At 40.5% G+C, this 13,033-nt stretch carries 15 protein-coding genes and 1 pseudogene; 11 read left to right on the top strand and 5 right to left on the bottom strand.

Annotation, left to right across the window (positions count from 1 at the left end):
* Positions 1-28 precede the first annotated feature (28 nt).
* The 7 genes from BO219_RS06410 to BO219_RS14755 all read left to right on the top strand — a co-directional run bounded on the left by BO219_RS06410 (position 29) and on the right by BO219_RS14755 (position 5,894).
* Positions 29-1,525, top strand: coding sequence for a recombinase family protein (locus tag BO219_RS06410; RefSeq protein WP_077428857.1), 1,497 nt, complete (start codon positions 29-31; stop codon positions 1,523-1,525).
* 194 nt (positions 1,526-1,719) lie between these two features.
* A complete protein-coding gene (locus BO219_RS06405) occupies positions 1,720-2,298 on the top strand; it encodes a hypothetical protein (RefSeq protein ID WP_077428855.1) in 579 nt (192 codons plus the stop codon).
* Positions 2,299-2,363: 65 nt separating this feature from the next.
* Positions 2,364-2,621, top strand: a complete 258-nt coding sequence (locus BO219_RS06400) for a hypothetical protein (RefSeq protein ID WP_143271273.1) — start codon at positions 2,364-2,366, stop codon at positions 2,619-2,621.
* Between the two features lies 1 nt (position 2,622).
* Positions 2,623-3,054, top strand: coding sequence for a helix-turn-helix domain-containing protein (locus tag BO219_RS14650; protein ID WP_198936656.1), 432 nt, complete (start codon positions 2,623-2,625; stop codon positions 3,052-3,054).
* Positions 3,055-3,124: 70 nt separating this feature from the next.
* Positions 3,125-4,504, top strand: coding sequence for a DUF2325 domain-containing protein (locus BO219_RS06390; RefSeq protein WP_158074589.1), 1,380 nt, complete (start codon positions 3,125-3,127; stop codon positions 4,502-4,504).
* A gap of 130 nt (positions 4,505-4,634) precedes the next feature.
* Positions 4,635-5,120: a hypothetical protein gene (locus BO219_RS06385; RefSeq protein WP_143271272.1), complete on the top strand. Its 486-nt coding sequence runs from the start codon at positions 4,635-4,637 to the stop codon at positions 5,118-5,120.
* Between the two features lie 51 nt (positions 5,121-5,171).
* Positions 5,172-5,894 carry a helix-turn-helix domain-containing protein gene (locus BO219_RS14755; protein WP_226373768.1) on the top strand — a complete coding sequence of 241 codons (723 nt, stop codon included), beginning with the start codon at positions 5,172-5,174 and terminating at the stop codon, positions 5,892-5,894.
* 44 nt (positions 5,895-5,938) lie between these two features.
* Here BO219_RS14755 and BO219_RS06375 read toward each other — a convergent pair.
* Positions 5,939-6,313, bottom strand: a pseudogene (locus BO219_RS06375) (sigma-70 family RNA polymerase sigma factor); the annotation flags it as partial.
* 175 nt (positions 6,314-6,488) lie between these two features.
* Here BO219_RS06375 and BO219_RS06370 point away from each other — a divergent pair.
* The gene (locus BO219_RS06370; protein ID WP_077428945.1) at positions 6,489-7,805 is read left to right on the top strand and encodes a TrkH family potassium uptake protein; all 1,317 of its coding nucleotides are present in this window, start codon (positions 6,489-6,491) and stop codon (positions 7,803-7,805) included.
* 27 nt (positions 7,806-7,832) lie between these two features.
* Here the strand turns inward: BO219_RS06370 and motB are convergent, their stop codons facing one another.
* From motB to pssA, 3 genes are all read right to left on the bottom strand, one after another.
* Positions 7,833-8,588: a flagellar motor protein MotB gene (motB, locus tag BO219_RS06365; RefSeq protein ID WP_077428847.1), complete on the bottom strand. Its 756-nt coding sequence runs from the start codon at positions 8,586-8,588 to the stop codon at positions 7,833-7,835.
* Positions 8,572-9,372: a flagellar motor stator protein MotA gene (gene motA, locus BO219_RS06360; protein WP_077428845.1), complete on the bottom strand. Its 801-nt coding sequence runs from the start codon at positions 9,370-9,372 to the stop codon at positions 8,572-8,574. Before motA ends, motB begins: the two co-directional genes overlap by 17 nt.
* 140 nt (positions 9,373-9,512) lie before the next feature.
* Complete coding sequence (pssA, locus tag BO219_RS06355) at positions 9,513-10,052, bottom strand: CDP-diacylglycerol--serine O-phosphatidyltransferase (protein WP_006317790.1); 540 nt, start codon at positions 10,050-10,052, stop codon at positions 9,513-9,515.
* Positions 10,053-10,176: 124 nt separating this feature from the next.
* Between pssA and BO219_RS06350 the strand changes: the two genes are divergently transcribed.
* Positions 10,177-10,974, top strand: a complete 798-nt coding sequence (locus tag BO219_RS06350; RefSeq protein WP_077428844.1) for a phosphatidylserine decarboxylase — start codon at positions 10,177-10,179, stop codon at positions 10,972-10,974.
* 8 nt (positions 10,975-10,982) lie between these two features.
* Here BO219_RS06350 and BO219_RS06345 read toward each other — a convergent pair whose 3' ends face one another.
* Positions 10,983-11,123, bottom strand: coding sequence for a sporulation histidine kinase inhibitor Sda (locus tag BO219_RS06345; RefSeq protein ID WP_077428843.1), 141 nt, complete (start codon positions 11,121-11,123; stop codon positions 10,983-10,985).
* A gap of 278 nt (positions 11,124-11,401) precedes the next feature.
* Between BO219_RS06345 and BO219_RS06340 the strand changes: the two genes are divergently transcribed.
* Positions 11,402-11,914 (top strand): YqeG family HAD IIIA-type phosphatase, encoded by a 513-nt coding sequence (locus tag BO219_RS06340; RefSeq protein WP_077428841.1) that lies wholly within the window; start codon positions 11,402-11,404, stop codon positions 11,912-11,914.
* 5 nt (positions 11,915-11,919) lie between these two features.
* Entirely contained in the window at positions 11,920-13,023 is a 1,104-nt protein-coding gene (gene yqeH, locus BO219_RS06335; RefSeq protein WP_077428839.1) for a ribosome biogenesis GTPase YqeH, read from the top strand.
* The last annotated feature ends 10 nt before the right edge of the window (positions 13,024-13,033 follow it).

Raw genomic sequence — 13,033 nt, 5'->3', positions numbered from 1 at the left:
ATATATAGAAGGGAGATAGCGAAGAGAAATGAAAGCTATCTACGCAAGAGTATCGACAGAAGAATCGGCACAGAAAGGATATTCAATCGCTCATCAGATTGAGGAAGCGAAGAAGAAGGCGAAAACGGACGATGTAATGATATACACCGATGAAGGCTTTTCCGGCGAATTTCTTGAGCGTCCGGGGCTGGAACGCTTGCGCAACGATATACGAAACGGAATGATCGATACCGTCATTGTGTATGATCCCGACCGGCTGGCGCGTAATCTTATGCACCAGCTGCTGCTTGATGATGAGTTTCGAAAATACAATGTTGAATTGCTGTTTGTCAATGGAGAGTATGCAAACACGCCGGAAGGGAAGCTGTTTTTTTCGATGCGCGGAGCTATTTCAGAGTTTGAAAAAGCAAAAATCCGTGAAAGAACGATGGCAGGGCGGAAAAGAAAAGCGAAACAAGGAAAAGTAGTAAAAAACGATAAAATATATGGCTATGATTATGACAAAAAAACAGGTCAACTCATCGTAAACGAAAGTGAAGCTGAAATCGTCCGTTTTATATTTGATAGCTTTACGCAAGGGCGATTTAAAGGCATAAACGGAATTGCATTGCATTTAACTGAACGAAATATACCAACAAAAATGGGGAAATCAGTGTGGCATCGGCAAGTGGTACGGCAAATATTGATGAATGAAACGTACATGGGAAAAAAGCCACAAAACAAGTGGAATACAGAAGGCATGCTGGCGAATAAGTATCGCAATGAAAAAGTGCCGATGCGCTTGCGTAATAAGGATGAGTGGATCTATGTCGATGTGCCAGCTATCGTTTCAGCAGAACAATTTCAGCAAGCGCAAATGCTGCTAGAACAAGCGAGAAGGCGCTATACGAAAGCACCGAAACGTCAATACTTGTTGTCAGGGCTATTGCGCTGCGCACAATGTGGAAATACGATGACTGGACGATACGCAAAAAATTGGGGTAAATACTTTCGAGAGTATACAGACATAAAAAATACAGCTGGCGCAAAACACCCTGGCTGTGGAATGACCATTCGGGCTGATGAAATTGAACATGAGGTATGGATCTACCTTCTTGATTTGTTCAACCATCCAGAGCGAATACGAGAATTCCAGCCTGTTGCTGACGTTGAACATAGCTATGAAACGAAGGAGCTCGCACGGATTGAAAAAGAGATTGACCGAACGCGGAAAGGACGCAAACGCCTGCTGTCGCTTGTCACAATGTCCGATGACGACGAACTCGACCTAGAAGAAGTGAAAGAAGAAATACGCAACTTGCAGCAACGCGAAAAAGAGCTAATTGAACAATACAACCAGCTCGAACAACAACTCAAAGAAATGCAAGAAAGCAAGCCGAACGAACACATTTTGCAAGAAGCGATTGACTTTTTTCTGAATCACAAAGAAGAACTTGACTTTGAAATTAAACAGACGCTGATCCGCAAAGTTGTTAAAGAGATCCGTGTTATTGATAAAGAAAATATCGAGATTCACTTATTTTGAAGACGTCAAAAAAGAGGCGTCTTTTTTTTGGTTGAACGAGTTAGAAAAAGAATTCCCGGAAGCTGCTATTACTGACAGGAGAAGACCTGTCAATTTTTTTGCAAAAAAATCGAAAAAAATTTAAAAAAAGTGTTGATTTGTAACGATAACGTGAATATACTAAAAGTAACGATAACGTGAAAGGGGAATAAAAAATGAAAACAATCGAAATGCAAGTAACAGCTCACGATCTCCGATCTACATTTGGAGACGTTGTTGACTATGTTGTCACGGAAGCAGCTAGCTTGGTGGAAGGCTGGACACATTATGATGTTATCGCGCACGATCGCAATATCGGTGGCGTTGAAGTTTGGGAGCTAGATTTAGAACATCGTGAACTCGCTGGCGAAACAGAATGTGTCGCAGATGTTTACATTCGTTTCTACGGTATGTCGGATGACACACCAGACGACGCAATAGTCGCGGACGCAATCATCGAAGTTGATAGCAATGCACAAAAACGTGTTAGAGTGAAACAATCGTTTATGAAACTTGCTAACACCGACACCGACTTTTCTTTGGCGGCAGATATGTTTATTCGGTGGTGTGTGGAAGAAGAATTTCACCCCGAAAGCTTCCGCTTGTTCAATGAGCGGATTCAAGAGGAACAAATTGATGACACATGGGACTTCTTCTTCGGATACGGTGACGATTTTGAAAAATTCGCATCTGATTGGGTCGACGAATCCGAAGAGGATGATTACATCAGATTCGCAAAACAAAAAACAAACTGAACACCTTTTAGCGCTCACAAGCGATTGTGGGCGCTGGTCAAAAAAAATAAAAGGAGAGGATCATGATGAAAACAGTTGTCATTGGAATGAATTATGGAAAAACTCCAAGTGGAGAACGGAAGTCTTTCAAAGGAATGTTGGTTGAAAATGAAATTGTTCCAACGCTTATCGTTTGCGACCAACATGGTTGGGAGTACGGATGTCGACGTGAAAATTATCGGACACTCGTGAACGCACGTGTAGTGTCCGTTTCGGAAGGAAATGAGTGCGTACTTGGCGAGTACGTGCTTGAAGCAGATGAGATTAAGGAGGATGTGATGTAGGATGTTAAAAATTGAAGATCGTGGACATATGGTGTTGATATGGGAAAATCTTTTAGATTGGTACGATGAGGAGAGTGAAACGTTATACGATTCCGCTCCGATTCAGTTTGAAAACGGACGTATCGAAGTTATTTGTGAAGATTTTATCGCGATTGAAAAAGAAGAAGGTTTTGTCCTCTATGTGCAGAACAGTTTAGGTGAGGTGGAGGAAATCCTCTCCACAGATGGGTATCTGATGAGCACGAAAGAGGCAGCTGAACGTTGGGGAATTGACGAGTCGTACATCAGAAGAAAAATCAATGAATTTCCACCAGGAACGACTCGGAAATTTGGGAAACAGTGGGTTGTTACAAAAAACGGCATGAACGCTGTTTTTGGTCAAGTCCCATCATTACAAAAAGTGTATGGCGATGAGAAAAAGGATACGGTATGATGAAGGACGGGAGTTATTTTTTCCCGTCATTTTTTTATTTTTCAGGTTTGCAGGGGGAGGAACAAAGAAAATGGTCGATATTCGTCCGTATTCAAAACAGAAACTACACGTCACTGTATGGTTGAAAGGGAAGTGCAAATACTGCAAACTCAACAACGAAAAGAAGATACATGACTACGGGGTATTGACTTTTGAAGAGCTAGACAAGCAGTTAGACGAAACAAAGCATGAGCTTGTGCCGATCGTATGCAAAAAATGCGGTTCAGAAACAACACCAGAAAGTCTATTGTATCGTGATGAATTAAGAAAAATGGTTATTAGTGAAGTGAACATCAATTATGGACACACAATTGTTGGAGAAAAAGCGCATGAAATTGAAGAAGCGCATAGAAAGCGGTATGAAATTTTCGATGAACACAAAGATGCGTTTTGGGAAAGGTACACAGATTATGCGATTGCGAATTGGCGGGATATGGTCAATGAGCTTGTTGATTTTGAATTCCAGGAAGCATATCAGAAGTTAGGAATTGAAACCAGCGCCCGTACGATTGCCCAATATCGGAAAGATGTGCTGAATCGGTTCAAAACAGTAGAAGAGAAGCAGCGTTTTTGGAGAGCAGCGAATGAATATTTCATCTATCACCATCTGCTGGATATCGGACCGCTTGGTTGGGCACTTGAAAAAGATGTGAAGTACTACGGACAGAAACGGATGCGGTTCATTGTGCTACATTTCCCACTCGGTGAAGCACTTGAGGAGTTGCGAACTGAATGGATTGGCCAGCTGATCAAGAAAGAAAAAGGCGACAACGACTTTCTATTCCGGCGCATCGCAATGCTGACGGACGAATTGAATAGGACACGTCGGAAAATCACGAAATACGTTCATCAGATTGAAGAATTGAAAGCAGAGCAAGCGAAATTACAAACTCGATTAGCAGAAACATATGAGGAATTGCGGAGAGAACGGAAAAATAAACATATATCCAATCGCGATCCAGCTGACATACAGAAAATACATGAACTGAAATCATTTATCGCGGAGCTGATCGACGAACTGAAAGAAAAAGAGCATCTTCTTCAAGAATTGCAGCCGGTGCAAAAAGAAGTCGCGGTGACAGTGTTAGAAGAAGAAACAGAAGACGATACAGAAAAAGAAGTTATAGATGTTCTTGCGGGGAAAACGGTAGCTATCATCGGCGGACATCGCCAGGAGCAAGCAGGCAGAAAGTATCCTTGCACAATTCTTACGCATACAGGCGAAGTGTTAGACCCGGACTTTTATCGTATATTGAAACAAGCCGACATTATTATCATATTGACGCAATTCATTTCCCATTTAGCCATGTGGGAAGCAAAAGTATATGCGTTACAGAACGATGTTCCGATCTATTTTATGAAAGGATTGAACATTACAAGGTTGCTGATGGAAGTAGCGAGGAAATTATGAAAAAGACACCTACACAGGTGCCTTTTTATTTTTAAAAAAAATCGCAAAAATTTTAAAAATGTCTTGTATTTTAGACAGAATGAGTTATAATATAATCAGAAAGTTAAATACAAGACAGGAGGAAAAGAAAATGAACAAAAAGGAGATCATGAAAAAAGCGGTTGCTTTAGCAAAAACAATGGTTGGTGATTGGGTGGCTCGCATGGCATTAGCATTAAAAACTGTATGGGCTGAGGTGAAGAAAATGGGAGAAAAAGTGTTGCCAGCTTTAAAAGGGACAGAGAAGCAAGTTACGTGGGCTAATGATATTCGCAATAAGTTAATTCCGATCGTAGAGAAGAACGTTGATATTTTCATTACTAAATTAGAAAATGCGGAATTTTTCGAGAAAAAAGACGATGCTTACCGCGCGAAAAAGAAAGAAGAAATTAAAGCGGCATTCAACGAATTTATAAATAAAGACCACGCAGATTATTGGATTTACTTCACGCAAACAAACGTGATTCATCGTGGACGAATCGATGAAGAATGCTTATTGTATATGTTCTCTTATCAATTTTTAAATGGGCGTGTAAAGTCAGCGTTTGATCGTATGCGTTCCGAATTATACTTATAATCTTTATCTCCTCCTGTCTTTTTAAAAAAACAACTGAAAGGGGAAATCAAAATGTTGATGTTTAGAGAAGAATATGGTAGCAGAGATGACGCATTTAACGGAGCGATCGAGAAGGTATTTGAGATGATTGAAGGAGCATACGAATGGGATTTGGATGCAGCGGATAACATATATCCACTCGAACGCAGAGAGATAAGTTTAACTAATGAGAAAAGCGAGAATGTCGGTAGAGTGACGATCGACATATATCCATCCGAAGAAGACGGTTATTACATTGTTGAAGCTTATTTGATTAGCGGCAATATATCACCGATCACGGCTGTTTACACGGCGCGTGAAGCGGAAAAAATATGGGGATTAGGGCAGAACACCGTCGTTAAATGGATTGAGCGAGGGAAGTTTAAGCTAAGCGAAGCACGGAAAAGTGGTGGCACGTGGTTAGTCACTCATAAAGGGATGGAACGTGTGGCTGGACGTTTAGATGATTCGTGGATGACGGAGATTGTTGAAAATTACGTCGATGGATTGAAAACATTTATTGATGAAGCGGACATGTTCTACGCGTGCGATTATATTGATGAGATTGAAGACATACTCGACGAAAAAGAGATTGAGTACACAGATATGGAAAAAGAAAAAATAAAACGACTAATCATAAGAGAATTAGTTGAAGAATACGGAGAAGATAACGTGTTTTACGGTTCTTATGAACATAAAATTGTTATCAATGATAGAGTCGAAACTATTTACGCTCAACTAGTAATTATAAAATAGTGATACACAGTTTTCATGCGTCATTCAGACATGAGTGGCGCATTTTTACATTTATTTACGCATACTATTGTTATTAGAATTTCATTCTCGATACAACGAGCAGCATATGTCGCTAGTTTTGTTCCTTTTCCTGTTGAATAGCTTTCGATCGCTTTAATTAAGCCGATTGTGCCAATTGAAATTAAATCTTCTGGATCTTCTCCCGTGTTTTCAAACTTTTTCACGATGTGAGCAACGAGACGTAAATTATGTTCGATCAGCTTGTTTCGAGCATGTTCATCTCCTTTCGCCATCTGTTTCAAATACATCGCTTCCTCTTTTGCATCAAGCGGTTGTGGAAAGGCATTATTTTTTACATAAGAAACTAAAAAGACGAGCTCTTTTACAAACAAAGCAAGCGCAGAAAAAATCGTGCCCATGTTCGTTCACCTCACAGGTGGTCATTTGTTGCTTATGTATGTATATGCATTAGAAAACTTGTTCGTGTTTGGACACTTTATTTTCTTTTTCCTTCTTTGTTTAATGAAGAAAATGATATATAATCGTGAAATATAAAAACATGACGTGAAAGAAGGATGAGTCGTGCGAAAAGGAATGACAAAACCGTTAAAACTCAACCCACCGCAGTTGTTAGCACTTATGTTTCTTTTTCTCGTTGTTGTCGGTGGGGTGTTATTAAAGTTGCCGATTGCAACAGAGAAGGACATTAGCTGGCTTGATGCGTTCTTTTTATCGACATCTGCCGCAACGGTAACCGGTTTAGCACCGATTGATCCCGGTTCGACATTTACCTTATTTGGAGAAATTGTTTTAATGGTGCTCATTCAAGTTGGTGGACTTGGAATTATGACATTTGCGGTGCTTGTTGTCATTGTGCTTGGGAAAAAGATCGGAATGAAGCAGCGCATGTTAATGCAAGAGGCACTAAATCAACCATCGCTTGGCGGTGTCATTCGTTTAGCGCGCAATTTATTGTTGTTTTCTTTATTTATGGAGCTTGTCGGGGCAACGTTATTAGCAATTGATTGGGTTCCGAAAATGGGCTGGGCGAAGGGGCTGTATTACAGCCTTTTCCACACGATCGCATCGTTTAATAATGCGGGGTTTGCATTATGGCCTGATAATTTATCACGTTTTGTCGGCGATCCGATCGTCAATATGACCGTCTCTTTGCTTGTTATTATTGGGGGGCTCGGTTTTACTGTCGTATTTGACGTGTTATATCAACGACGGTGGCGAAAACTATCTCTCCATACGAAGCTCATGTTAGTGATGACGCTTGTTGTGAATGTTGTGGCAATTGTTGCTGTATTTTTCTTTGAACAACATAATCCGAAAACGCTCGGTTCACTTTCGCTTCGAGAACAGCTTTGGGCCGCGTACTTTCAAGGCATTACACCAAGAACGGCAGGATTTAATACGATTGATATTGGCTCACTAGAACAACCAACAGCGATGCTTATGATTTTCCTCATGTTTGTTGGGGCAGGAAGTACATCGACAGGTGGAGGAATTAAACTGACGACATTCGCGGTGATCGTTTTTGCGGTGGTGAGCTTTTTAAAAGGGAAAGAAGAAACGGTCATTTGGCAGCGTACCATTCGTCATACAATTATTTTGCGTGCGTTAGCGATTGCTTCGATGAGCATGTTGTTTATTTTTGTTGTGACGCTAGCTTTGACGCTTACAGAGGATGCATCTGTCCTTGCGCTTTTATTTGAAGTCGTATCCGCGTTCGGGACCGTTGGGCTCTCGATGAATTTAACGCCGCATTTATCAATGATCGGAAAAGTGCTTATTATTTGCGTCATGTTGTTTGGAAAATTAGGTCCGTTAACGCTCGTCTATTCGATTGCGAAGCCGAAAAAAACAAATATTCGTTATCCAAATGGCGATATATTGACAGGATGAACAAAAGCGAGGGGCAGTCCCCCGCTTTTATTGTGCCGGTTCTTGCGGCATAATTAAAATTTCTACCCGTCGGTTTTTCGCTCGTCCTTCAGCTGTTGCGTTAGATGCGATCGGTTTAAATTCACCGTATCCTTTTGCGCTAAATAGTTGCGGATCTAATTTTGTATTTTCAAGCAATAGTTTCATAAAGTTAACGGCGCGCATGACGCTCAATTCCCAGTTTGAAGCAAACTTTGCATTGTTGATTGGCACGTTGTCTGTATGTCCACTAATGACGATGTTGCGCGGTGGGTTCATGACGAGCAAATTCGATATTTTTTTAGCGACATCGCGATATTGCGGTTTAATATCGGCGCTACCGGAATCGAACAATACGTCGTTTGCAATCGTCACAAGCAGTCCTTCTTCCGTCATGGCGACAGATAGTTCCCCACTCAATTGATTCGTTTTTACATATTCGTTAAATTTACTTTGAATCTTTTTTAATTCCTCGTATTCTTCTTTTGAAATTTTGACATACGTTTTTTGACTCGGAGAATCTTTAATGATCGAATCTATTTCTTCGCGTTCAATCGGACTTAAATAATGCAGCGCCCCTGTGCCGCCTGTGAAGACGCTATTAAAGGCTTTTGAGATTTGTTGAAATTTCTCTGAATCAATTTGGCTACTAGCAAATAACACAATAAACAGTGCTAATAGTAGTGTCAACAAATCAGCGTACGGAATTAACCAGCTCTCATCGAGATGTTCCTCATGATGATGCTTTTTATGCTTTTTCGCCATTATTTTGAGCTCCTTGTTCTAAAAGTTTTTGACGCTCGCTCATCGGCAAGTAAGAAGCTAGTTTTTGTTCGATCGCCCGCGGTGCTTGTCCTTCGATGATGGAGAGCACCCCTTCAATCATCACTTGCCGCACTTTAATCTCCTCTTTCGATTTCCGTTTCAATTTGTTCGCAAACGGATGCCAAAGCACGTATCCGGTGAAAATACCCATAAGCGTTGCGACGAACGCCGCACTAATCGCGTGACCGAGACGTTCAATGTCAGACATATCTTGTAAGGCAGCGATTAACCCAACGACGGCCCCAAGTACCCCAAGTGTAGGAGCATACGTTCCTGCTTGTGTGAAAATAGTTGCATTCGCGAGATGACGTTCTTCCATCGCTTCAATTTCTTCAGTCATCACATCGCGAATGAATTCTTGTGACTGTCCATCAATCGCTAAACTTAATCCGTTGCGCAAAAATGGGTCATCAATTTCGGCGACTTTCGCTTCTAGCGCTAACAACCCTTCGCGGCGAGCGATGTTCGCCCACTCAACGAAAAGTGGGATCAATTCTTCAATTTTTGGCGTTTTCGACTCTTTAAAAATTACCCCGAATAGCTTTGGGACTTTCGAAATTTCTTTCGTTGGAAAGGCAAGGGTTACTGCGGCCGCTGTCCCTAATAAAATGATTAAAATAGCCGCAGGGTTAACGAGCACAGCTGGGCTAACTCCTTTAAACACCATTCCGACACCGACTGCGATAATGCCAAGAATGAGCCCAATTAAGGACGTGCGATCCATGATATCACCTCTAGTTGTAGAATGAAAATAAATCCAAGTTTATCATATAATTTATCCGAATGTTTGAAAAGGGAAATTTGTACGAAAAAAAACCTTGAAGCACGAGTCTTCAAGGTGAGCGTTCCTTTTTTTACGTATGACTAAATTTTTTTTAGCCTAAATGAACCAACCATTAAAAGAGAAAGCGTGAAAATAATAAAAATAAAGACGTAAGGCGGAAAATAGTGAATTGTTAAATAACTGAGCGTCAATAAACACCCTGCAGCTGTGATCGGCAAACCGGTAAAATAACCGTTGCTTTCAGTAATGTTAAACCGAGCTAAACGAAATGCCCCACACCCGATATAAAAAACCGTAAAAAATGAGCCGGGTGCCCCAAATTCGTGCAACAATCCTTGATAAAGTAATAGTGCAGGTGCTACTCCAAATGATATAATATCACTCATTGAGTCCAATTGTTTTCCTAAGTCTGATTCGATGTTCATTTTCCGAGCGACTGTTCCGTCAAAACGATCGGCAAGTGCAGCTAAAAAGATAAATAATACAGAGACGTTCAGCTGGCCTTTTACCGCAAATAAAATCGCGAAACCGCCTAAGCTTAAGTTTGTTAACGTCAATACGTTTGCCGTATGCGCTTTAAGTTTTTTAATGGTATGATCAATATAATCGGATAAAAACATATAAGTTCACTCCTTTATTGAAATCGTGCCGACCCACTTGCCAAAAATATCACTCGGTTACTAATATTTTATTGATAATAAGCGAACTAGTAAAGGATATTCTTTACTTGAGGGGGGAAAATCGTTGGTTAAATGGCTATATCAACTATTTATTGAATTGACAAATCATGCATGGACATCGAAATGTCTCGCTTCGTTCACACGATCGAAATGGAGTCGGTTATTCATTTCATCTTATGCGAAAGTATACAAAATTAATAAAGAAGAAATGGAAAAAAAGTTGCATGAGTACGAAACGTTACAACAATTGTTCGTGCGTACGTTAAAAAAAGGGCTTCGTCCGATCGATACACATCCAGATAGCGTCGTCAGCCCGGTTGATGCAGTCATTGAAGATGTTGGGATCATTACGGACCAAAAAGAAATCATCGTCAAAGGAAAAACGTATTCGATTCGTGAAATGCTTGGCGATGATCAGATAGCTGAAAAATATTTGCATGGAACGTTTATTATTTTGTATTTAAGTCCGAGTCACTATCATCGCATTCATAGTCCAATATGTGGAGAAGTAGTGAAGCAGTGGGAGCTCGGTGGGAAGTCATACCCTGTAAACCGCCTTGGATTGAAATATGGCAAGGCTCCACTTTCTAAAAATTACAGAAGAATTACCGAACTGTATACAAATGGCATGTATACGGCTATCGTGAAAGTCGGAGCGATGTTTGTCAACAGCATTGAATTAACACATGAACATGATTATGTGAAAAAAGGGGAAGAAATCGGATATTTTTCATTCGGTTCTACGGTTGTGTTACTGTTTGAAAAAGATGTGTTCACATTAGACGAACAAATCGTCCCGCCATTTGAAGTAAAAATGGGACAACGAATCGGCTTTTTGGCGCAAAAGAAAAAGAGCCAATAGAGGCTCAATTACGATGTTTGTTTCAGTTTATGATGAAGACGGCGACGCAAAATCTCACGTTCAATCAGTTGAATAAATTCTTTGCTTAGTTGTAATTCTTTCGCTTTGTAGTATGATTCAATTAATAAGTCGTCAGGCAAACATTTCATTTTTTCGCCTCCTCGGTATACAAAGGAAAATGTATACATATAATGGTAGGTTTATCTTCACTTTACCATAAATCGAAAATAAGAACAATCGTTCTGATTATCCACATGTGATGGTGGATAAGTTGTGGATTTATTGTTTATAAAGGTGATGGAATGTTGAAAAATGCGTGTGGATGATGTGTATAAAGTTATCCACAAAACGTGAAAAACGTCGGGTTTTGTCGAAAAATTTTACAATTTGTTTATTTATGTAAAAAACGGAGAAGGAATGAGGAAGTATGTTAAAATATTTTTTGCCAAATGAACATGCGAAAAGTATTTTTGAGATTACGCCAGAACATTTGAAACAAAAAGGAATGAAAGGGATTATTACCGATTTAGACAATACGTTAATTGAATGGGATCGTCCGCTTGCGACGCCGGAAGTTGTCAGTTGGTTTGAACAAATGAAACAAAGCGGCATTCAAGTGACAATCGTGTCAAACAACAATAAAAAAAGAGTGGAAGCGTTCGCGAAGCCGCTCGGCATTCCGTTCATTTTCGAAGCGCGCAAGCCGTTAACGAGAGCGTTCCAACAAGCGTTGCGCGACATGAAGCTAAGAAAGGAAGAAGTCGTCGTTATCGGTGACCAGCTTCTTACCGATGTGTTTGGCGGTAATCGCCTCGGCTTGCATACGATTTTAGTCGTCCCTGTTGCGCAAACAGACGGCTTTTTTACGCGTGTGAATCGAAATATTGAACGAAGAATTTTAAATGTCATGCGAAAAAAAGGTATGATTCATTGGGAGTGATGATAATGAGTGAACAAGTCATTTGTATTGGATGTGGAGTAACGATTCAAACAGAAGACGAAACGAAAGTCGGATATGCGCCTCCTTCAGCGCTTGAACGCGATCCGATTATTTGTCAACGTTGTTTTCGGTTAAAACATTACAACGAAGTGCAAGACGTATCATTAACAGATGACGACTTTTTAAACATTTTGCACGGCATCGGACAAGCAGATGGGCTTGTCGTGAAAATCGTTGATATTTTCGATTTCAATGGAAGCTGGTTGCCAGGGTTGCATCGGTTTGTCGGAAAAAAAGATGTGTTACTTGTCGGCAATAAAGTGGATTTGTTGCCAAAGTCCGTCAAACATGAAAAGGTCACGCGTTGGATGAAACAAACTGCACGAGAACTTGGCTTACAGCCGCGTGACGTTTTTTTAGTTAGTGCACATAAAGGATATGGCATGAAGGAAGTCATGACGGCGATTGACGAGTATCGCAACGGAAAAGACGTATATGTTGTCGGTTGTACGAACGTTGGAAAATCAACGTTTATTAACCGTATTATTAAAGAAGTGACGGGTAAAGGAAATGTCATTACGACATCATATTTTCCAGGGACAACGCTTGATATGATTGAAATTCCACTCGATGATGGCTCAGCGCTTTATGATACACCGGGAATTATAAACCATCATCAAATGGCGCATTTCGTTGACAAGAAAGATTTAAAAGTCATTACACCGAAAAAAGAAATTAAGCCGAAAGTATATCAATTGAACGAACAACAGACGTTGTTTTTTGGTGGGCTTGCTCGATTAGATTATGTAAGTGGTGGGAGACGTCCATTTGTATGTTATATGTCGAATGAATTATTTATTCATCGAACGAAACGTGAACATGCCGATGAATTGTATGAAAGACATCTTGGTGAATTGTTGCAGCCACCGCGCAAAAGCTATTGCGAGCAATTGCCACCGCTTGTCGCCCATCATTTTACGTTAAAAGAACCAAAAACAGATATCGTTTTTTCAGGGCTTGGCTGGGTGACGTGTCACGAGCCGGGGGCACAAGTCATCGCATATGCGCCAAAAGGCGTTGGTGTAATGTTGCGGAAGTCGCTCATTTAACACAAAGGGG

This window comes from Anoxybacillus kestanbolensis, from assembly GCF_001996285.1.
Lineage (GTDB): Bacteria > Bacillota > Bacilli > Bacillales > Anoxybacillaceae > Anoxybacillus > Anoxybacillus kestanbolensis_A.
Note: the sequence above shows the minus strand (reverse complement) of the source record. Positions and strands in the feature narration are given on the sequence as shown.

Excerpts from the sequence above, each read along its gene's own strand:
- BO219_RS06410 (WP_077428857.1), top strand. The coding sequence starts at position 29 with ATGAAAGCTATCTACGCAAGAGTATCGACAGAAGAATCGGCACAGAAA.
- BO219_RS06405 (WP_077428855.1), top strand. The coding sequence starts at position 1,720 with ATGAAAACAATCGAAATGCAAGTAACAGCTCACGATCTCCGATCTACA.
- BO219_RS06400 (WP_143271273.1), top strand. The coding sequence starts at position 2,364 with ATGAAAACAGTTGTCATTGGAATGAATTATGGAAAAACTCCAAGTGGA.
- BO219_RS14650 (WP_198936656.1), top strand. The coding sequence starts at position 2,623 with ATGTTAAAAATTGAAGATCGTGGACATATGGTGTTGATATGGGAAAAT.
- BO219_RS06390 (WP_158074589.1), top strand. The coding sequence starts at position 3,125 with ATGGTCGATATTCGTCCGTATTCAAAACAGAAACTACACGTCACTGTA.
- BO219_RS06385 (WP_143271272.1), top strand. The coding sequence starts at position 4,635 with ATGAACAAAAAGGAGATCATGAAAAAAGCGGTTGCTTTAGCAAAAACA.
- BO219_RS14755 (WP_226373768.1), top strand. The coding sequence starts at position 5,172 with ATGTTGATGTTTAGAGAAGAATATGGTAGCAGAGATGACGCATTTAAC.
- BO219_RS06370 (WP_077428945.1), top strand. The coding sequence starts at position 6,489 with ATGACAAAACCGTTAAAACTCAACCCACCGCAGTTGTTAGCACTTATG.
- motB (WP_077428847.1), bottom strand. The coding sequence starts at position 8,588 with ATGGCGAAAAAGCATAAAAAGCATCATCATGAGGAACATCTCGATGAG.
- motA (WP_077428845.1), bottom strand. The coding sequence starts at position 9,372 with ATGGATCGCACGTCCTTAATTGGGCTCATTCTTGGCATTATCGCAGTC.
- pssA (WP_006317790.1), bottom strand. The coding sequence starts at position 10,052 with ATGTTTTTATCCGATTATATTGATCATACCATTAAAAAACTTAAAGCG.
- BO219_RS06345 (WP_077428843.1), bottom strand. The coding sequence starts at position 11,123 with ATGAAATGTTTGCCTGACGACTTATTAATTGAATCATACTACAAAGCG.
- BO219_RS06340 (WP_077428841.1), top strand. The coding sequence starts at position 11,402 with ATGTTAAAATATTTTTTGCCAAATGAACATGCGAAAAGTATTTTTGAG.
- yqeH (WP_077428839.1), top strand. The coding sequence starts at position 11,920 with ATGAGTGAACAAGTCATTTGTATTGGATGTGGAGTAACGATTCAAACA.